Annotated in this window: 22 protein-coding genes; 8 read left to right on the forward strand and 14 right to left on the reverse strand. The window is 61.4% G+C overall.

The annotated features are described in order from the left end of the window. Positions 1-42: 42 nt before the first annotated feature. From V8J82_RS16800 to iscR, 5 genes are all read right to left on the reverse strand, one after another. Positions 43-396, reverse strand: coding sequence for a hypothetical protein (locus V8J82_RS16800; protein WP_339976832.1), 354 nt, complete (start codon positions 394-396; stop codon positions 43-45). Next, positions 393-614 (reverse strand): hypothetical protein, encoded by a 222-nt coding sequence (locus V8J82_RS16805; RefSeq protein ID WP_339976834.1) that lies wholly within the window; start codon positions 612-614, stop codon positions 393-395. The genes V8J82_RS16800 and V8J82_RS16805 overlap by 4 nt, the downstream gene beginning before the upstream one ends. Then, positions 611-2,140 (reverse strand): Fe-S cluster assembly protein SufB, encoded by a 1,530-nt coding sequence (sufB, locus tag V8J82_RS16810; RefSeq protein WP_339976836.1) that lies wholly within the window; start codon positions 2,138-2,140, stop codon positions 611-613. Before sufB ends, V8J82_RS16805 begins: the two co-directional genes overlap by 4 nt. 106 nt (positions 2,141-2,246) lie before the next feature. Continuing rightward, on the reverse strand, positions 2,247-3,308 hold the full coding sequence (locus V8J82_RS16815; protein WP_339976838.1) for a cysteine desulfurase family protein: 1,062 nt from the start codon (positions 3,306-3,308) through the stop codon (positions 2,247-2,249). 153 nt (positions 3,309-3,461) lie between these two features. After that, positions 3,462-3,920 carry a Fe-S cluster assembly transcriptional regulator IscR gene (iscR, locus tag V8J82_RS16820; RefSeq protein WP_339976840.1) on the reverse strand — a complete coding sequence of 153 codons (459 nt, stop codon included), beginning with the start codon at positions 3,918-3,920 and terminating at the stop codon, positions 3,462-3,464. Positions 3,921-4,114: 194 nt separating this feature from the next. Between iscR and V8J82_RS16825 the strand changes: the two genes are divergently transcribed. Together V8J82_RS16825 and V8J82_RS16830 are read left to right on the forward strand one after the other, a co-directional pair. Next, positions 4,115-4,768, forward strand: a complete 654-nt coding sequence (locus tag V8J82_RS16825; RefSeq protein WP_339976842.1) for an alpha/beta hydrolase — start codon at positions 4,115-4,117, stop codon at positions 4,766-4,768. 6 nt (positions 4,769-4,774) lie between these two features. Then, positions 4,775-5,014 carry a hypothetical protein gene (locus V8J82_RS16830; RefSeq protein WP_339976844.1) on the forward strand — a complete coding sequence of 80 codons (240 nt, stop codon included), beginning with the start codon at positions 4,775-4,777 and terminating at the stop codon, positions 5,012-5,014. A gap of 11 nt (positions 5,015-5,025) precedes the next feature. On the opposite strand, the gene V8J82_RS16835 is transcribed toward V8J82_RS16830, so the two are convergent. Both V8J82_RS16835 and V8J82_RS16840 read right to left on the reverse strand, forming a co-directional pair. Then, entirely contained in the window at positions 5,026-6,603 is a 1,578-nt protein-coding gene (locus tag V8J82_RS16835; RefSeq protein WP_339976846.1) for a methyl-accepting chemotaxis protein, read from the reverse strand. A gap of 17 nt (positions 6,604-6,620) precedes the next feature. Beyond that, the gene (locus tag V8J82_RS16840; protein ID WP_339976848.1) at positions 6,621-6,935 is read right to left on the reverse strand and encodes a hypothetical protein; all 315 of its coding nucleotides are present in this window, start codon (positions 6,933-6,935) and stop codon (positions 6,621-6,623) included. A 149-nt stretch (positions 6,936-7,084) separates the two neighbouring features. Between V8J82_RS16840 and V8J82_RS16845 the strand changes: the two genes are divergently transcribed. Then, positions 7,085-8,299, forward strand: coding sequence for an NADP-dependent isocitrate dehydrogenase (locus tag V8J82_RS16845; protein ID WP_339976850.1), 1,215 nt, complete (start codon positions 7,085-7,087; stop codon positions 8,297-8,299). Between the two features lie 110 nt (positions 8,300-8,409). Here V8J82_RS16845 and V8J82_RS16850 read toward each other — a convergent pair whose 3' ends face one another. Beyond that, entirely contained in the window at positions 8,410-8,745 is a 336-nt protein-coding gene (locus tag V8J82_RS16850; RefSeq protein ID WP_339976852.1) for a DMT family transporter, read from the reverse strand. 156 nt (positions 8,746-8,901) lie between these two features. On the opposite strand from V8J82_RS16850, the gene V8J82_RS16855 reads away from it, so the two are divergent. Further along, positions 8,902-9,696 carry a LytTR family DNA-binding domain-containing protein gene (locus tag V8J82_RS16855; RefSeq protein ID WP_339976854.1) on the forward strand — a complete coding sequence of 265 codons (795 nt, stop codon included), beginning with the start codon at positions 8,902-8,904 and terminating at the stop codon, positions 9,694-9,696. 54 nt (positions 9,697-9,750) lie between these two features. After that, positions 9,751-10,212 (forward strand): GNAT family N-acetyltransferase, encoded by a 462-nt coding sequence (locus tag V8J82_RS16860; RefSeq protein ID WP_339976856.1) that lies wholly within the window; start codon positions 9,751-9,753, stop codon positions 10,210-10,212. Between the two features lie 46 nt (positions 10,213-10,258). Here the strand turns inward: V8J82_RS16860 and V8J82_RS23715 are convergent, their stop codons facing one another. The 3 genes from V8J82_RS23715 to V8J82_RS16875 all read right to left on the reverse strand — a co-directional run bounded on the left by V8J82_RS23715 (position 10,259) and on the right by V8J82_RS16875 (position 12,793). Then, positions 10,259-10,594: a ClpX C4-type zinc finger protein gene (locus V8J82_RS23715; protein WP_439650083.1), complete on the reverse strand. Its 336-nt coding sequence runs from the start codon at positions 10,592-10,594 to the stop codon at positions 10,259-10,261. Positions 10,595-10,721: 127 nt separating this feature from the next. Beyond that, on the reverse strand, positions 10,722-11,813 hold the full coding sequence (gene rsgA, locus V8J82_RS16870; RefSeq protein WP_339976858.1) for a ribosome small subunit-dependent GTPase A: 1,092 nt from the start codon (positions 11,811-11,813) through the stop codon (positions 10,722-10,724). A 227-nt stretch (positions 11,814-12,040) separates the two neighbouring features. Next, the gene (locus V8J82_RS16875; protein WP_339976860.1) at positions 12,041-12,793 is read right to left on the reverse strand and encodes a Stf0 family sulfotransferase; all 753 of its coding nucleotides are present in this window, start codon (positions 12,791-12,793) and stop codon (positions 12,041-12,043) included. A gap of 237 nt (positions 12,794-13,030) precedes the next feature. Here V8J82_RS16875 and V8J82_RS16880 point away from each other — a divergent pair, with 237 nt between their 5' ends. Both V8J82_RS16880 and V8J82_RS16885 read left to right on the forward strand, forming a co-directional pair. Further along, positions 13,031-13,663 carry a YitT family protein gene (locus V8J82_RS16880; protein ID WP_339976862.1) on the forward strand — a complete coding sequence of 211 codons (633 nt, stop codon included), beginning with the start codon at positions 13,031-13,033 and terminating at the stop codon, positions 13,661-13,663. Positions 13,664-13,780: 117 nt separating this feature from the next. Continuing rightward, positions 13,781-14,587, forward strand: coding sequence for a hypothetical protein (locus tag V8J82_RS16885; protein WP_339976864.1), 807 nt, complete (start codon positions 13,781-13,783; stop codon positions 14,585-14,587). Here V8J82_RS16885 and V8J82_RS16890 read toward each other — a convergent pair. Then, the gene (locus tag V8J82_RS16890; RefSeq protein ID WP_339976866.1) at positions 14,584-14,817 is read right to left on the reverse strand and encodes a DUF6356 family protein; all 234 of its coding nucleotides are present in this window, start codon (positions 14,815-14,817) and stop codon (positions 14,584-14,586) included. The two genes, V8J82_RS16885 and V8J82_RS16890, sit on opposite strands and share 4 nt — an antisense overlap. A 114-nt stretch (positions 14,818-14,931) precedes the next feature. On the opposite strand from V8J82_RS16890, the gene V8J82_RS16895 reads away from it, so the two are divergent. Then, complete coding sequence (locus V8J82_RS16895; protein ID WP_339976868.1) at positions 14,932-15,390, forward strand: Lrp/AsnC family transcriptional regulator; 459 nt, start codon at positions 14,932-14,934, stop codon at positions 15,388-15,390. A gap of 67 nt (positions 15,391-15,457) precedes the next feature. On the opposite strand, the gene acuI is transcribed toward V8J82_RS16895, so the two are convergent. Together acuI and V8J82_RS16905 are read right to left on the reverse strand one after the other, a co-directional pair. Next, entirely contained in the window at positions 15,458-16,450 is a 993-nt protein-coding gene (acuI, locus tag V8J82_RS16900; RefSeq protein ID WP_339976870.1) for an acrylyl-CoA reductase (NADPH), read from the reverse strand. Positions 16,451-16,495: 45 nt separating this feature from the next. Next, the gene (locus tag V8J82_RS16905; protein WP_339976872.1) at positions 16,496-17,599 is read right to left on the reverse strand and encodes a dimethylsulfoniopropionate demethylase; all 1,104 of its coding nucleotides are present in this window, start codon (positions 17,597-17,599) and stop codon (positions 16,496-16,498) included.

Here is a 17,599-nt window from a genome sequence, read left to right on the forward strand (position 1 = left end):
CCGTGGCGCCACACGGCGCATGTATTGGGTGGGGCGCAGGTTCTAAAGCCCCGGGATCAGGTTAAACTCGGCCGCGATATGCACCGCGCCGAAGGCCAGCAAAAAGCCGACAAACATCACAATCACGCCGGGTCGCGTGCGCCCGAAGAGCATCGCGCCAAGCGCATAGAGAAACAGCAAGGCCGCCAGCAACGCTCCGCCCGCAAAGGCAAAGAGATTGCCGAAAAACTCGGCCTCCACGGCTGGGACTGGCGTCTCGACACCGATCACCTGATCGTAGAGCCGGTCCGAAACCAACTGCCCTCGCGCCGCGACAAAACCAATCGCAACGCCGATTGCGCCGAACAGAAACGGTCGCAGGCCGGTTGCGCGGGAGGGTGCCAAATCCGCGTTCATTCGACCTTGGCCCTACCCTCGTCGCGAAGCGTGCCGTTGATCAAACCGGTCACCTGCGCAGTTGCGCCCGGACGCAGGACGACATCGCCGTTCACCATGCCGGAGACAACGACGTCACATCCCGACGCAATGGTCACATTCCCTTGGACCATGGCCGTGATCTCACCGCTCTCTTCCACGGTAAGATCACCGCCAATCATGCCGCCATAGGTTCTCACCCCACCGATCCTTCCAGCGAGATCGCGACCAATTGCTGTGCTTCCATCGCGAATTCCATCGGCAACGCCTGCAGCACTTCGCGGGCGAACCCGTTCACGATCAGCGCCACGGCTTCTTCCTCATCCATGCCGCGCGATTGGCAGTAGAACATCTGATCATCGTCAACCTTGGACGTGGTCGCCTCATGCTCCACCCGCGAGGAGTTATTCTTCACCTCGATATAGGGCACGGTATGGGCGCCGCATTTGTCGCCGATCAGAAGGCTGTCGCACTGGGTGTAGTTGCGGGAATCCTTCGCCTTGGGGTGCATGGAGACCAGCCCGCGATAGGTGTTCTGCGCACGACCCGCGGAAATCCCCTTGGAGACGATCCGCGATTTCGTGCGTTTGCCCAGATGCACCATCTTCGTGCCGGTATCTGCTTGTTGCATGTTGTTGGCGATCGCGATGGAGTAGAACTCACCCTGGCTGTCATCACCTCTCAGGATGCAAGACGGATATTTCCAAGTGACGGCTGAGCCGGTCTCGACCTGGGTCCACATCACCTTCGAGCGATCCCCGCGGCAATCGGCGCGTTTGGTCACGAAGTTGTAGATCCCACCCTTGCCGTTCTCATCGCCGGGATACCAGTTCTGGACGGTGGAATACTTCACCTCCGCATCCTCCAGCGCCACGATCTCGACGACCGCCGCATGGAGCTGATGGGTATCGCGCATCGGCGCCGTGCAGCCCTCCAAGTAGCTGACATAGCTGCCTTTATCGGCGATGATCAACGTGCGCTCGAACTGGCCCGTATTCTCCGCATTGATGCGGAAATAGGTGCTCAACTCCATTGGGCAGCGCACACCTTCCGGGATATAGACGAAGGATCCGTCCGAGAAGACGGCCGAGTTCAGTGTCGCGAAGAAATTGTCTGTAATCGGCACGACCGAGCCCAGATACTTCTTCACCAGATCCGGGTGGTCCTTGATCGCCTCGCTGATCGAACAGAAAATGACGCCTGCCTTGGCCAGCTCCGCCTTAAACGTCGTGCCGACGCTGACACTGTCGAACACGGCATCCACGGCGACCTTGCGGCCCTCCGCTGGCATATCTTCGGCGCCTTCGACACCGGCCAGGATCATCTGCTCTTTCAGCGGGATGCCCAGCTTTTCGTAGGTGCGCAGCAGCTCCGGATCGACCTCATCGAGCGATTTCGGTTTGTTGGTCATGCTTTTCGGGCGCGCGTAGTAATACTGATCCTGATAGTCGATGGCGGGGTAATCGACCATCGCCCATTCGGGCTCGTCCATCTGCTTCCAGCGCTTGAACGCCTGCAGGCGCCAATCGGTCATCCATTCCGGCTCGCCGTTCTTGTCGCTGATCAAGCGGACGATGTCCTCATTCACGCCCTTCGGGGCGTAGTCCATCTCGATCTCGGTTTCCCAGCCGTATTTATACTTGCCGCCCAAATCCTTGACCGCATCGACCGTCTCCTGATCGACGCCCTCTTTGACTTGGGTCATCTCGGTATCGAGTGCGTTCATGTCGTCCTCCATCGCACCAAAGCGGCGCAGTCCTGATATGTCGCGCCGCATCCAGAGGCGCATATGCCGTTTCGCGCCATCGGCGCGCGTGCCGCCTCGCGCGATGTCAGCGCGCGAATTTCTTTGCGTGGGCCCGCAGCCAAGCGTCGCAAAACGCGGCCACCTCAGCCTCTGTCGTGTCGGGGCCCAAAGACACGCGCAATGCACATGCCGACTGGGCCTCGGAATACCCCATGGCGCGCAACACGCCCGAGGCTTTGACCTTGCCGCTGGAACAGGCCGAACCCGCCGAAACGGCAAATCCCGCCAGATCCATCGCCATCACTTGGGTTTCGCCTTTCCACCCTTCCGTGATGAACATCGTGGTGTTGGGCAGCCGGTTCTCCCCTTTCCCGACTAAAATAGTCGATGGGGCGCGGGCTTCCAGGGTGTTTTCTAGAATATTTCTAAGTTTGTGCGTCTCGTCCCAATTCCCTTTGGCCAAATCTTGTGTCGCAGCCTCAGCCGCAGCGCCAAATCCAGCAATGCCGATCAGGTTTTCGGTTCCATGGCGGCGCCCCATCTCTTGCCCACCGCCCCTGATGCGCGCCTCAAGATCCAGGCCACGCCGCAGCACCAACGCGCCGATCCCCTTGGGGCCACCGATCTTATGGGCCGAAACAAACGCCATCTCCACACCGGACCAATCGAACGCCAAGGGCACTTTGCCAAATCCTTGGGTCCAATCGCTGACGGCGAGCCCCTCGGGTAGATCCTGTAGAACGCCGGTCTCGGAATTGGCCACCTGCAGGCAGGCTGTGGCGGGGTTCGGCACCGCAACACGACCGTCCCCTTGCACGGCAAGATCTTCCACCACCCAGGCACGTACGGCGTCATGTTCAATGCCCGCGCCATGCAAACCGCGCCCGGCCAGGGCAAGCGCCGCAGCTTCCGTCGCGCCAGACACAAACACGATATCCGCGGCCTGCGCCCCCAAAGCCTCTGCCACCCGCGCCCGCGCGCGCTCCAGAACCGCCTTCGCCGCACGCCCTTCGGAATGAACCGAGGACGGATTGCCAACCAAATCCATCGCCGCGACCATTGCGTCGCGCGCCTCCGCTCGCAACGGCGCCGTGGCATTCCAATCGAGATAGGTCCGGTTCACGCGCCCCGCCCCAAAGCAGCGCATGCTCCTTCATCTTGGCCAAAAAACTCCCGCCGGAGGCACCCGACATTCACGAATAGCGAGACCGAAATCCAAAATCCCAAACCGTCAAATCTGCGCCGCTGCAAATTTTTGCCAGAACATGTGCCTCCGGCGACGGCACAGTCGGCGCAATCCCTAATCATCCACAACCTCGAACAGGTTTGGCACGGCTGGGCAGGGCGTCAGGTCGTTTTTCACCACGTCCGATAGCCGCGTCTGGTGCAAAAAGACATAGACATGGGCGCTGAGGCCTTCCCAAAGACGATTGCTGAGGCTCTGCGCCCGGCTCCCCGACGCGCCACCCGACGCGCCCGCACCGGTGTAAAGTGCGCTGACCGTCTCATCGACCGCCTCAAAGATTTCGACCACCCGGATCTCGGAGGCGGGCCGCGCCAAACGGTAGCCGCCGCCTGGCCCCCTGACGGAGATCACCAGATCCGCCCGTCGCAACTTCACAAAGAGCTGCTCCAGATAGGGCAGCGAGATATCCTGCCGTTTCGACAAATCCGAAAGCGGTGACAATGTCTCCGGTTTCAACAGAGCCAGATCGGCCATGGCGACCATGGCATAGCGCCCCTTGGTGCTCAGCTTCATGCCACCCTCCGCAAATCAGGTCGAGACCCGCTAGAATGATTGACCTTTCAGCGCCCCACGCTTAACTGCGATGCAGCCCTGCGGCGCGACCATCCCGGCGCGCCCAAACTTGGAATCGTTCTAAGGTCAGGTCAGCGTTCCGTCAAGGAAGGGCTGCACCCGGCCCGCATACGACACGACGCGAGGAGACGTGGATGCCCGAGGTGATTTTCCCCGGACCAGAAGGCCGCCTGGAAGGCCGCTACCACCCCCAAAAGGCCAAAGATGCCCCGATCGCCATCATCCTGCATCCGCATCCGCAGTTCGGCGGCACGATGAACAACCGCGTGGTCTACAATCTGCACTACGCCTTCCATAATATGGGATTTACGGTCCTGCGGTTCAATTTCCGCGGCGTTGGCCGGTCGCAAGGCGAGTATGATCAGGGCATCGGCGAATTGTCGGATGCGGCCTCGGCGCTCGATTATCTGCAATCGCTCAACCCCAATTCCAAACATTGCTGGGTCGCCGGTTTTTCCTTTGGGGCGTGGATCGGCATGCAACTTTTAATGCGGCGGCCCGAGATCACCGGGTTCATCTCGGTCAGCCCGCCCGCGAATATGTATGATTTCAGCTTCCTGGCGCCCTGCCCGTCCTCCGGCCTGATCATCAACGGCACATCCGACCGTGTGGCCAAGCCCCAGGATACGCGAATCCTGGTGGACAAGTTGCACGAGCAAAAAGGCATCACCATCACCCATACCGAGATGGAAGGCGCCGGGCATTTCTTCGAGGATCCGGCGATGGATCCAATGATCGACCATGTGCAGACCTATGTCCGCCGCCGCTTGACCGAAACCACACGGTAACCCGCGATGAGTAGTTTTGCCCAGGATCTGGCCGAAAAGCTGGCCCTCGACACAGTGAACGCGTCCGAGAAATACGGCAATGAAGATCTGCCGGAGGAGATCGCGCGCAATATCGGATCCTCCTCGCCCACGACCGAGGAATTGTTCCGCACGGCCGTGCGCGTGATCATCTCTGAACGGCGCGCACGCAAGTTTCTCGAAGCGAAGATCGCAGGTTTCAAGGCGTCGGAAGACGAGAGCGGCTGACGCTTTTTTGTTTAGCTGGCCCGTTGGAGGCGCGGCGGACTGGCCGCGCCGTCTCCCAGAGTGTACTGCGCCATCCCACGATGCAAATCCGTGGCGGATTTGGCTATTCTGGCGGCCATGGCAGACACCTCTTCGGTCCGTGCGGCATATCCTTGAAGGGCCATGTCAATCGCCTCGACCGCACCCGACATGTCGCGCAATTGCGCCGTTTGATCCGACACCCGGTCGGCCAGATCCCCCACCTGATCCGCCGCGATGTTGATCGTCGCTTCGATATCTTCCAACGCCGCGCCTGCCGCATCGACCAATTCGACGCCATCGGCGACGTGACCCACGCTGGAGGAAATCAGCGCTTTCACCTGGCTGGCGGCCTCAGATGTTCGATGGGCCAGCGCGCGTACCTCTGCGGCGACAACCGCGAAGCCCGATCCAGCACTTCCGGCGCGTGCGGCTTCGACACCGGCATTCAAGGCCAGCAAATTGGTTTGGAAGGAGATATCCTCGATCACTTCAATGATGGAGCTGATCTCGTCCGAGGATTGTCGCACCTGCCCCATCGTCACGACGGCTCGGCGCACCACATCGCCACCGCGATTGGCTTTTTCGGCCGCATCTCCCGCCCGGTTCTTCAACTCTCCGATCGCAGTTTCCGTCCCGGTCAGAGAGGCCGACAGATCACGGATCGCATTTGATGTCTCGGTGATTTGTGCGGCCTGCGCTTCGAGCTGATCTGCCATCTTTTGCGACGCTTCGGCGGATGTTCCGGCCTCCTGCTGAAATTCGGTCGCGATGGTCAGCGTATCGGCCAACGCATCCCCCATCATCAGCAGCGCTGTGTCGTAGTCCCGCGCCAGGTCGCGGAACGCGTCGGGCACGTCTTGACCAAGTCGGCCTGTCAGATCCCGCGCCGCCACTTCCCGCAAGCGCAGGCCAAGCGCCTCGACCACCTGCGTGATCGCCAAGCGCGCCGCGTCGGCCTGGGCTTGCCGCGCCTCGGCCTCCGCGCGGGCCTCCTCGGCGCTGACCGCGGCCTCCATTGCCATATCGTGGGCCTGCTCGATGCTCTTGTTTTGCTGTGACTGCGCCCGGATCGACAGGGTCAGCACGCCGACCTGCAGCACCACGATCGCTGCGTGCAAAAACGTGCGTTCCAGATTTACCAAAGGGTCGACCGACGGATAGATTAATGTGGGCAGAAGGAAACCGAAACTCAGATGGTGCACCGCCACCACTGCGGCAATCGCCAATAGCGCCGGAATCGAACGCATCGTGGCCACCACAGCCAACAGCGCAAAGAACATCATGTGGCTGTCGATTTGAAACGGGTGCCCGGCGAAACTCGCCGTGAAGGCGATGCCCTGCCCGGCCAAGACGATTGCAATGATCACCGCCTGAAACGGCGGCGACAACCGGCGCGCCAATGTCGCGAGACCGGCTAAAACAAGCGCGGGCGCCAGACCGCTCCAGATCGGACCGCCGATCAGTGCCGTGGACAAGCCGACCACCAGCACCATGGCAAAGACCGCCCAATGTCCCAGCCTTACCTGGACAAAGCTATCGCGCTCAGGCGTGCTGTCTTGATCCGTCATCCCAACCAACCCTTCACCTAACCCGGCCGCAAACCGCAAATCTGTGCAACCAGCCGTCCATCAAGGACCAGCCAAGCCCCGTATTCCCTTGCCAAATCAGGCGCGTCCAACACCGCCAGAACGCCAAAGGGCGCCTCGACTGGGCCGACAAAACGCCCGGACAAAGCTGCGACAATCTCAGCCGCGCCGCCGGTCTCAGACCAAGGCGGAGCAATCACCAACACAACTTCACCAGCCTGAGCAGGCATGGTGAGAACACTCACCGGCACCACCAACGCCACGCAAAACAACGCAGCGATCCCTAAACAGATGGCCATTGCACGCTCAGTCATCCTGTTGGTCTAAGTGTGAAATCCTTCAAAGCCGTTAAGGGCCGCGACAATGGGGCGCCGGTATGCAATGGTATACCCCCTTCCCTTGTCCCGCCCCCTCCGCTACAGACCCCACAACGCTTACCACCCCGGACCGGAGGCCCCCGAGAATGACGAAGATCAAGGTCGAAAACCCCATCGTCGAGATGGATGGCGATGAAATGACCCGCATCATGTGGCAGTTCATCAAAGACAAGCTGATCCTGCCTTACCTGGATGTAGACCTGCTGTATTACGATCTGGGCATCGAAGCGCGCGACGAGACCAACGACCAGATCACCATCGACGCCGCCGAAAAGACCAAAGAGGTCGGCGTAGCCGTGAAATGCGCCACCATCACCCCGGACGAGCAGCGGGTCGAGGAATTTGGCCTGAAGAAGATGTGGCGCTCGCCCAATGGCACGATCCGCAACATCCTAGGCGGCGTGGTGTTCCGCGCCCCGATCATCTGTAAGAACGTGCCGCGTCTGGTGCCGGGCTGGACCCAGCCCATCGTCATCGGGCGCCACGCCTTTGGCGACCAATACCGCGCGACAGATATGAAATTCCCGGGACCGGGCAAGCTGTCGATGAAATTCGTCGGCGAAGACGGCCAGGTGGTCGAACATGAGGTCTTCGATGCCCCTGCCTCCGGGGTCTTCATGGCGATGTACAACCTCGATGAAAGCATCAAGGATTTCGCCCGCGCCTCGATGAATTACGGCCTCAGCCTGGGTTGGCCAGTCTATCTGTCGACCAAAAACACCATCCTCAAGCAATATGACGGCCGCTTCATGGAGCTGTTCCAGGAAGTCTTCGATGCGGAATTCGCTGACAAGTTCAAAGAGGCCGGGATCACCTACGAACACCGCCTGATCGACGACATGGTCGCCTGTGCGATGAAGTGGAATGGCGGCTTTGTCTGGGCCTGTAAGAACTATGATGGCGACGTGCAGTCGGATACCGTGGCCCAAGGCTTCGGTTCGCTGGGTCTGATGACCTCGCAGCTGATGACGCCCGATGGCAAGATCGTCGAGGCCGAGGCCGCCCACGGCACCGTGACGCGCCATTACCGGCAGCACCAGGACGGCAAAGAGACCTCGACCAACTCGATTGCCTCGATCTACGCTTGGACTGGTGGATTGAAGCACCGCGCGAAGCTCGACGGTAATACGCAACTGGCCAATTTCGCCGAGACGCTGGAAAAGGTTATCGTGGATACGGTCGAAAGCGGCTTCATGACCAAGGACCTCGCGCTTCTGGTGGGCCCGGATCAGAAATGGCTGACGACGATGGGCTTCCTGGAGAAGATCGACGAGAATCTGAACAAGGCGCTGGCTGGCTAGGCGCAGCCCAATCCGTCAATGTAAAGCCCCGCCAGGTCACGTACCTTGCGGGGCTTTTCCGTTTTTCGGCGCGGTCGGATATGTGGTGCGGCGCCCCTCCACCAACGCCCCTAGTGGACGGCAAAATCCGACAGGGCGTTGATCACCACGATCCCGGCGATGATCAGCGCCAGACCAATCGCCGCGGCCAGGTCCAGGCGCTGTCCGAAAACGACGACGCCCGCCAGGGCGACCACGATAATTCCCAACCCAGATGCCAGCGCATAGGTGATGCCCAGGGGCATGTATTTCAGCGCCAAGGTGAGGAAGTAGAACGAGCCGCCAAATCCAGCGATCACCAGCACGGACGGCCAGAATTTGGTGAATTGTGCGGCCGCGTTCAGCGCGGAATACCCAACGGCTTCGGCGATGACGGACGCGATGAGATAGAGATAATGCGTTGGCAAGGGTCTCTCCTTGGTTGGTCAGGTGGGGGCCGATCCTCGCGGTGATGCCCCGCCGCGCCAGAGCGCACGCCCCGTCCCGCCGGGCCGCGTTGCCGGTCATTCGCTGGCCTGCTAGCGTTCAAAAACCGCGGACGATATCGGTTTGGCGCCAACGACATGGAAAACATCGCGAACGACGGACTTGTGGCGACCACCACCGCCGAAGCGCGCGCGCTTGCTCGGCGCGCGCAGGTCTGGGCGGGTCTTTTGGGCGCCGGATTTGTCATTGGGCTAACGGGTCCCTTCGGCACCTATGATACCTTGCCGCTCGGCGCGCGCGTGATGTACTGGATATGTGTCGCGACGACGACGTTCTGGCTGGGATACCTGGTGTCATTCGCCATTGCGACCGCTGCAGAGATCCGTGGCTTCTCGGCACATCTCAGCCTGGGCCTCGGTGCACTCATCGCCAGCCTGCCAGTGACCGCCTGGCTCGCGGCGCTGCACATGGCCCTGTTTGCGACGCCGTTCTGGACCGACGCCGTGGTGCTTCTGCCTTATGTTATGGCGATTTGCCTCGGCGCTGCGGCCTTGTCCGAGGTCTTGGACACACGCGACATGGCCCCTGTTGTCGCCGAAGACACGCCCCGCACCCCATCCCCCTGGCTCGATCAGCTGCCCGCCCATCTGGGCACGGATCTGATCTTGCTGGAGGCCCAGGATCACTATGTCCGTGCGGAAACGGCCTTGGGCGACGCGCTGATCAGAACAACGCTGCAGGAGGCGACCCGCGACCTTGGAGATCATGGCCTGCGTCTGCACCGATCCTGGTGGGTTGCGCGCTCCGCGGTGAAAACCTGCCGATACCGCAATGGGTCACCTGTCGTCGTGCTGCATAACGGCTCCGAATTGCCCATCGGCCGCACCTACCGCCGGTCCGTGCAGCAGGCATTGTCCAAGACGTCCGGCTAAATGACGCGCGCCCACGGAACAAAAGGGACCACATCGGGCGTTGGAGGAGTTCACATGATCATTCGATCCGCAGACCCAAAAGACGCCGACGGCATTGCCCAGGTCCTTGACGCGCTCACGCAGGCGGGGAAACGCAGCAGGCCAAGCGACAGGGCATTCGCGCTGTCAAACTATGTCGCCCACCCCAACAAGATCGCATGTCATGTCGCGGTGGCCGATGATGGCACCGTGCTGGGATTTCAGTCGTTCAAACTGGCGCTCGACGGCAATGAATATGGCGCGCCGCCCGGCTGGGCCTTGATCGGAACACATATCCATCCCGATGCAGCGCGCTGCGGGATAGGGCAAAAGCTGTTTGCGGCGACCCGGGCATCCGCCCAAGCGGCCGAGGTTCCAGCGATTGAGGCCTTTATCGGCGCCACGAACCTGGAGGGCCAAGCCTATTACGAGGCGATGGGCTTTCGCGACTATCGCAAGGCGGAGGGCGCAATCTGCAAATGCTTCAACCTGCGCTGACCACAAAGGGTGGAGAGAGAATGCCCACGCCTGTCGTGACCCGAACCTAGCTAAAGCGCTCCCACGCCGATTGTCGCGAGATCCCCAGCGGCGCAGCGATCTTGGCCCAGCTCACCTCGCGCGCCCGCAGGGCATCGACCGCGCGGGCCAAGTGTTCCCTGTAGGAATCCGCGGTCGCGTCCAAAGCCGCCAATGCACCCAGCAAACGATCTGTTGGCCAGGTCGTCGGATCAAAGCTGTCGGGCGGCACATCCGCCCCGCTCATCATCACCTGGCAGACCTCAACGCATTCATTGCAGATATGCAGCCCGCCCGGGCCAGCGGCGAGTTTGGCGATCTCTTGATCCGACTTGCCGCAGAACGAACAATGTAAGTGTCTCATCAGAACCTCCGTCAGGAAAAACCTGACAGTCAGGTATGACCTGACAACGCCTTTTCAAGGCACCGGCGCAAAATTGACATACCGGCCCGGGCCTGATCATCCCGGGCCGACAGCAGCTATGCCGCGCCTAGCGGTCCCATTTGCGCTTGTCCTTGCCCTTGGTGATCGCGCGCACGTGTTTGCCGAAAGCTTTGTCTTTCGAACGTCGCTCAGCCAGACTTGCGGCATTAAACGCCTCCTCGGCTTGCAGCTTGCGCCACCGGCGCAGGCGCGCGGCATCGATATCACCCGCCTCCAATGCGGCCAGCACCGCGCAGCCGGGCTCGGAACTGTGCTGACAATCGCCGAACCGGCAGGCCCGCGCCAGATCCTCCAGGTCGGCAAAGACATCGGCCAGCCCGGCGGCGGCATCCGTCAATTGCAATTCGCGCATGCCCGGCGTGTCCAGCACCAGACACCCGCCCGGCACAAAGTGCAGATGCCGCGCGGTCGTAGTGTGGCGCCCCTTCGCGTCATCCTCGCGAATGCCTTGCGTAGCGACATCATCTTTGCCCAGTAACGCATTGGTCAGAGTGGATTTTCCCACCCCGGACGAGCCCAAAAAGGCAACGCTCTGGCCCGGCTTGCACCAGGGCGCCAGGGCCATGCGCGCCGCCGCCCCCCGCGCATCGAGCGCCACGGCCTGGGCCAGATGCGCCAGACCGGAAAGCTGCGCCAGATACGGCGCAATGTCCTCGGCCAGATCGGCTTTGGTCAGCACGATCACCGGGGTGATCTCGGCCTCAAGCGCCAAAGCGACATAGCGCTCCAACCGCGCGAGGTTGAAATCCGCGTTGCACGAGGTCGTCACAAAAACCGTGTCGATATTGGCCGCGATCAGCTGTACGCGCCGATCCGTGCCCGGCGCGCGGCGTTTCAGCAGGGATTTACGATGCAACACCTGGCTGCGCGTCGGATGGGCCCAATCTAGGCACAGCCAATCGCCCACTGTTGCCTCGGGGCCCGGCGGGATCATCTGATCAATGTCGTCCCCTTGCACCTGAAGGCCCGAGCGATGGACGGCAACCACCCGTACCGGGGGCGTCGTTTCCAATGCGTCGACGGTGATCTGCTGGGCGAAAAACGGGCCCCAGCCCAACGCAGTCAGGGCAGAGGCCTTCGGGGGTGGTACGCGGCTTGAGGCCGCGGACGGAAAGAATTGGGAATAGTCCCGTGTCATTGTGAAATGCTTTCATGGCGGGGTCCAAAGCGACGCTTTGGATCGGATGTCTGATGAGGGATAGCTGCACATCAAAAGATCGCCGCCGATCCATATCGGTGACGTGATGTCTTGGATGATGTGCATCGGAAGGCGCTGCCGCCTTCCACCCCTACCAGGTCATAAAAACTCCGCGTTTAAGCCCTTCACAAATACGTCGACCCGCGCTCCCGATCAAGAGGCGCGCGTTAGGCCGTTCCGCGGAACCGTGCAATCCATTCGGCGCTCTCCGCATCGGCGAGGCGTTTGACAGATGGTGCGATCCCCTGGGCGAGATCGGGATCGAGGCCCAGATAGGCCAAAACCTGGCCGAGCGTGCCGCCCGGATCGTGTGATAAGGCCCCGTAATCCAACCGCAAAGGGTTCACACCTTCTGCCGCAAACCACGTCTCCCATGCCGCATCATAGGCCTCAAACATTGCCACACGTTCGGCAATCGCCTCCGCATCGTAAAGGGGTCTGGCGGGCGGCGAGAGGCGCTCCAATTCGCTGCCATCGGCATGGCGGTGCCACAGGCCCGATTGCTGCGCGCGCAGATAGGACACGGCCTGGGCCACTTTATCGGCGCGGTGCAGATGCACGTAGCGCATTGCACCAAACACCCGGTTGATCCGCGCCACATCGCCTGCCAGATCGGGCAGAAACTGTGCCAGTCCCGCCCGGAAGCCCGGCAGGTTCGGCGCCTGCATCCGCACCGCAAACAGATCAGTGCTGCCCCGGCCCGTGTCGCGGATCGCGGCAAAGACCCGCGCCAGATCTGTGCGGCTGGGCGGATCACCCACCGGCCCGCCGCCGTGTTTCGAGGCCCACTCCGCGGGCGTCTGTTCAAAGAAATAGCTCTGCGGCTGCCCCGCCACGCCAGTATCCCCCAGCATTCGGCACAGCAGCGTGCTGCCCGACCGCGGCGCGGTACAGATCATATAGGCCTCGACCATATCCATTCGGCGGTTCTACCGCGCCTTCGGTGACGGCTCAACGACAGGGCCTGTATCGCCGAGCGTCTCGCCGCGCCATCTGTGCTCCGGCGTTGCCATACACGTTTTCAATCCACATCCTCCTCGATATGATCCGCCTGAGTCCCATCCTGACCTACGGGCCCATTGACAGCATCCACGCCCCCTGGCGCTGGCCCATTCTTAGGACTTGCCTTCGCGTTGGATATAATTAGGTCATGCATTATGACCCAATCTGCCGCCCAAGGGCGTGAGCCCCATCTGAAAACACCCCATACCTGGGCCGAGGACGCTCTGGCGCTGATCTTGGGCGCGTCGATGTGCGCCCTCGGCATCCATTTCCTGACCCATGCCGGGCTGATCACCGGTCAGACAGCAGGCCTCGCCGTGCTGATCACCTATCTCAGCGGTTGGTCCTTTGGCTGGGTGTTCTTCCTTGTGAACATCCCGTTTTACCTGTTGGCGCTGCTGCGCATGGGCCGCGCCTTTGTCATTAAAACCGTTATTGGCGTCGCGATGCTGTCGGCGATGACCGAGCTTGCGCCGCAGGTGTTCCGGATCGACTATATCGCACCGGGCCTCGCCGCGTTTCTGGCGGGCGCCACGCTTGGCCTTGGCTTGTTGGCTATGTTTCGCCACGGCGCATCGCTGGGCGGGATCGGCATCCTGGCCTTCTACCTGCAAGACCGTTTCAATATCCGCGCGGGCCTGGTGCAGTTGGGCTTCGATGCGATGCTGTTCGCCGTGGCCTTCGCCGTGCTCGACCCGCTGCTGTTGGCCTGGTCGTTGATGGGCGCCGTGATTGTGAACGTCATCGTTGCCGTAAACCACCGCGGCGATCTGTATATCGGGCGTTAACGCATGGCCATGGCGGTCGTATCCACGGCCCGCCCATATCAAACAAATCGCTGAAATTCAGTTGAGTTTTATCCGATGCCCTGGTTTGATTAACCAATTGATTAGGGGATATAGGTGATGCGATTTGTGCTCTCGGCGGCGTTGGCCGCAATGTGTCTGTGCGGGCCCACCTCGGCCGACACCGTTCCGTTCACACGGATCACCGTGACTGCGCCGGTTGTCCTGGATCCCGACGAAACCGTCGAGGTCGTCGCCCGCAACGGCGATGGGTTTGTGTCGGCGACCCGCACGGTCAGTGTCACGCCGTTTATCGGCTTTGACCCGTCCCTGGGCATCTTAAGCGCGGTCACGGTGCAGATGTTCGGCGACATCTCGGTACGGCAAAGCACGCTCATCGAAGGCACACCGATCCTCCCCTCCGCCGGTGCGGGGATTGCCACGTCCAGCGCAACACTGCGCATCGGCGCCGATGGCCCATTCGGCAGCGCCAGTGGATCGCAACTCATCAATTGCGTGAACCTCCGTGGCGCGCCCTGCTCCGACATCCAAGACAATGCCTACGGATTTGACATCACCGGCGGGGCGGGTGTGTCGGCTGCCATTTCCGTTCCGGCTTCCGTTTGGCAGAGTCTCACCCGGAACGGCACCTTCATCGCCCTTGATCTGACCGTCGGCGCCGAGGTGTTCCAAGGCACTCAAATCCGCAGCACCGCCTATGCCAGGCCGCGCAACGGACAGCCACAATTTCGCATTTCCTATACCTACACGGCCCCTGTCGCGCCTCCGGATGTCCTGCCCGGCACCATCGCCCCCGTGCCCGTTCCAGCGGGCAGCGCGCTGTTGCTCAGCGCCCTCGCGATGGGTGGGCTGATTGCGCGCCATCGCTCTGCTGCTCGGCCCAGACGCATCGGGGTGGCGGTTTAGGCAGTCTCGGCCTCGGGCGTCGGTTGCACGCCGCGATTATGGGTCTTGGCGTACATCTCGGCGATCATCCGGCTGGCGGTCTTTTCGAACAGACAGGGGATCACCGCATGGATTGCCGCGGCGCCCGCAGCCAGGAACAGCTTGCCCGAGAACTTCCCCGCGAAAGCTGCATGTTCCAGATAGGTTTCATTGACGCTTTTGGGGTGATCGAGAAAGACGGTTTTGATCATCGGACGCTCCTGTTGGCTTACACATCACTGTGTCACCTGCAGGCGGGGAAACGCTCCCATTTTTATAAAAATTTATCATTTTGCGCGGGATAATTTCCCATTAACCTGCTTGATATGGAAACACTTGATGATCTTGACCGCCGCATCCTCGCCCGTTTGCAACGCCGCTGCGATGAACCGTTAGAGGAGCTGGGCCGCCATGTCGGGCTCAGCCGAAATGCCGTTTGGCGCCGGATCAAGGGGCTGGAGGATCGCGGCGTCTTGACGGGCCGTGTCGCGCTGGTCGATCCGGGCGCCGTCGGGCTGGGGCTGATGGTGTTTATCCAGGTCCGCGCCGCACATCATTCCGCCGATTGGCTGGACCAGTTTCGCAGCGCCGCACGCGCCATGCCCGAGATCCTGGGCGTCTACCGCATGACAGGCGATCTCGACTATCTGATCCGCGCCCGCGTCGCGGATATGGCCGGTTACGATGCGCTCTATCAGCGGCTGATCGCGCGCATCGAGATGAGCGATGTGTCGGCGAGTTTTGTCATGGAGGAATTGAAAGAGGGGCATGCCCTGCCCCTCTGACCCGAACTTGGTATTCGGATAGTGAATATCAGCACCGCTTCGATATCCGATACTGATATATCGGATACTAGGCGTTTACATCGACGACGACGCGGCCCCGCACCCCGCCTTTCAGGATCGCCCGGCCCAGATCCGGCAGATCGCCGAGCGTCGCGGGGTGCACCATCGCCTCCAGCTTATCCATCGGCAGATCCTTGGCGATCCGCTGCCAGGCGCGCAGGCGGTTATCATAGGGCTGCATGACGCTGTCGATGCCCAACAGATTCACACCGCGCAGAAGGAATGGGATGACCGTGGCCGGAAGGCCCGCGCCGCCTGCGAGGCCCACAGCCGAAACCGAGGCACCGTATTTCATCTGGCCCAGAACACGCGCGAGCATGTCGCCGCCCACCGCATCCACACAGCCGGCCCAGGTCTCGGCCTCCAACGGCCGCTTTGTGGTTTCATTCAATTCTTCGCGGGGCACGATCCGGCTCGCACCAAGGCTTTTGAGGTAGTCTTCCTGCTCGGGCCTGCCGGTCACCGCGGCGACCTCGTAGCCCAGATTGGCCAGGATCGCGGTTGCGACCGAACCGACGCCCCCGGCCGCGCCGGTCACCAAGACCTCGCCGTTTCCGGGGGTTAGCCCGTGATCTTCCAGCGCCATCACCGCCAACATCGCGGTGAACCCCGCCGTGCCCACCGCCATGGCCTGTCGAGTGGTCAGCCCGTCGGGCAGCGGCACCAGCCAATCGCCTTTGACCCGCGCCTTCTGCGCATAGCCGCCCCAATGCACCTCGCCCACGCGCCAACCGGTCAATACAACCTTGTCGCCGGGGGAATAAGCTGAACTATCAGAGGCTTCTACAGTTCCGCTGAAGTCGATCCCCGGCACGTGGGGGTAGGTCCGCACGAGCCCGCCGCCGGGCCCGACACACAAACCATCCTTGTAGTTGAGCGTCGAATACTCCACCGCGACCGTAACATCTCCGTCGGGCAGACGATCCTCGGTGATGGCCTCAACCGAAGCGCTGGTTTTGCCGTCTTCACCTTTCTCGACCACCAATGCGTTAAAGCTCATATCCTCATCTCCCTTCGTTGAAGATCGCTGCGCAACGCACTGCAATCAAATCCAAAATTTCTCGTAGACCTTGGCGTCATACGCCCCTTCGGTCGTCTCGACGCGCAATTGGGTGCCCTCATCCCAATGGGTCATGCGCACCATGCCGACGGCGACGCCGCAGCCGAAATCAGGGCTGATCGCCGCCGAGCTCACCCGCCCCACACGCTTTTCGCCCGCCATAAGCGGCCAATAGCGATCACAGGATGGCAGCGTCTTCGCGTCGATTGCAATGGCGCGCACCTGTTGCACCGGCCCTTCCTTGGCCACCCGCAGCAGCGCGTCGCGTCCGATACAACCCACGGCGGTCGCGGTGTTGCAAAACCGCCCAAGACCGCATTCATGAGGTGTGTTGTCATCGGTCATGTCATTGCCATAGCTCAACAATCCACCCTCGATCCGTTCGATCCCGTTGGGGCATCCGGCGCGCACATCATAGGGGCGTCCGGCTTCCATCAAGGCGTTCCACAGATCCATGCCGATCTCACCGCCCTCCAGATAGATCTCAAACCCGCCCTGTTTCGAATATCCCGAGCGCGCGATGGCAAGGTCACGACCCTGGAATTCGTACCAGCCAAAACGGAAAAACCGAATGTCGCGCACGCTGTCGCCGAATACATTAGCCATCAGATCATCGGCCTTGGGGCCCTGCACGGCGAGGGGCGACACATCGGGTTCGTCGACCAGCACATCCAGCCGATACCCATAGGCCACGCCTTTGACCCAATAGAGCAAATCGCTATCGGCGATGGAAATCCACCACCGATCCTCGGCCAGTTTGACGACGACCGGATCGTTCAGCATCCCGCCGGTCTCATCAACGACGGGCATGTAATAGCATTGGCCCGGCAGCATCCCGCGCAAATCCCGGGGCGTCAGCATCTGGATCAGCTTGGCGGCATCGGGCCCGCGCACTTCGACCTGACGCTCGGCGGCGACATCCCAGATCTGCACCGCCTCTTTCAGGTGTCGGTAATCCTCCTCAACCGAGCGGAAAACAGTGGGCAATAACATGTGGTTATAGATTGTATAGGCGCTGACACCAGCGGCCTCGACTCCGTCGGAAAACGGTGTGCGCCGCAATCGGCGCGAAGGCGAAATGGACGTCAT

This window comes from Gymnodinialimonas mytili (assembly GCF_037544085.1).
GTDB classification, from domain to species: domain Bacteria; phylum Pseudomonadota; class Alphaproteobacteria; order Rhodobacterales; family Rhodobacteraceae; genus Gymnodinialimonas; species Gymnodinialimonas mytili.

Coding starts and splice junctions, on each gene's coding strand:
- V8J82_RS16800 (WP_339976832.1), bottom strand. CDS start 396: ATGAACGCGGATTTGGCACCCTCCCGCGCAACCGGCCTGCGACCGTTT.
- sufB (WP_339976836.1), bottom strand. CDS start 2,140: ATGAACGCACTCGATACCGAGATGACCCAAGTCAAAGAGGGCGTCGAT.
- V8J82_RS16815 (WP_339976838.1), bottom strand. CDS start 3,308: ATGCGCTGCTTTGGGGCGGGGCGCGTGAACCGGACCTATCTCGATTGG.
- iscR (WP_339976840.1), bottom strand. CDS start 3,920: ATGAAGCTGAGCACCAAGGGGCGCTATGCCATGGTCGCCATGGCCGAT.
- V8J82_RS16825 (WP_339976842.1), top strand. CDS start 4,115: ATGCCCGAGGTGATTTTCCCCGGACCAGAAGGCCGCCTGGAAGGCCGC.
- V8J82_RS16830 (WP_339976844.1), top strand. CDS start 4,775: ATGAGTAGTTTTGCCCAGGATCTGGCCGAAAAGCTGGCCCTCGACACA.
- V8J82_RS16835 (WP_339976846.1), bottom strand. CDS start 6,603: ATGACGGATCAAGACAGCACGCCTGAGCGCGATAGCTTTGTCCAGGTA.
- V8J82_RS16840 (WP_339976848.1), bottom strand. CDS start 6,935: ATGACTGAGCGTGCAATGGCCATCTGTTTAGGGATCGCTGCGTTGTTT.
- V8J82_RS16845 (WP_339976850.1), top strand. CDS start 7,085: ATGACGAAGATCAAGGTCGAAAACCCCATCGTCGAGATGGATGGCGAT.
- V8J82_RS16855 (WP_339976854.1), top strand. CDS start 8,902: ATGGAAAACATCGCGAACGACGGACTTGTGGCGACCACCACCGCCGAA.
- V8J82_RS16860 (WP_339976856.1), top strand. CDS start 9,751: ATGATCATTCGATCCGCAGACCCAAAAGACGCCGACGGCATTGCCCAG.
- V8J82_RS23715 (WP_439650083.1), bottom strand. CDS start 10,594: ATGAGACACTTACATTGTTCGTTCTGCGGCAAGTCGGATCAAGAGATC.
- rsgA (WP_339976858.1), bottom strand. CDS start 11,813: ATGACACGGGACTATTCCCAATTCTTTCCGTCCGCGGCCTCAAGCCGC.
- V8J82_RS16875 (WP_339976860.1), bottom strand. CDS start 12,793: ATGGATATGGTCGAGGCCTATATGATCTGTACCGCGCCGCGGTCGGGC.
- V8J82_RS16880 (WP_339976862.1), top strand. CDS start 13,031: ATGACCCAATCTGCCGCCCAAGGGCGTGAGCCCCATCTGAAAACACCC.
- V8J82_RS16885 (WP_339976864.1), top strand. CDS start 13,781: ATGCGATTTGTGCTCTCGGCGGCGTTGGCCGCAATGTGTCTGTGCGGG.
- V8J82_RS16890 (WP_339976866.1), bottom strand. CDS start 14,817: ATGATCAAAACCGTCTTTCTCGATCACCCCAAAAGCGTCAATGAAACC.
- V8J82_RS16895 (WP_339976868.1), top strand. CDS start 14,932: ATGGAAACACTTGATGATCTTGACCGCCGCATCCTCGCCCGTTTGCAA.
- acuI (WP_339976870.1), bottom strand. CDS start 16,450: ATGAGCTTTAACGCATTGGTGGTCGAGAAAGGTGAAGACGGCAAAACC.
- V8J82_RS16905 (WP_339976872.1), bottom strand. CDS start 17,599: ATGACGTCCATTTCGCCTTCGCGCCGATTGCGGCGCACACCGTTTTCC.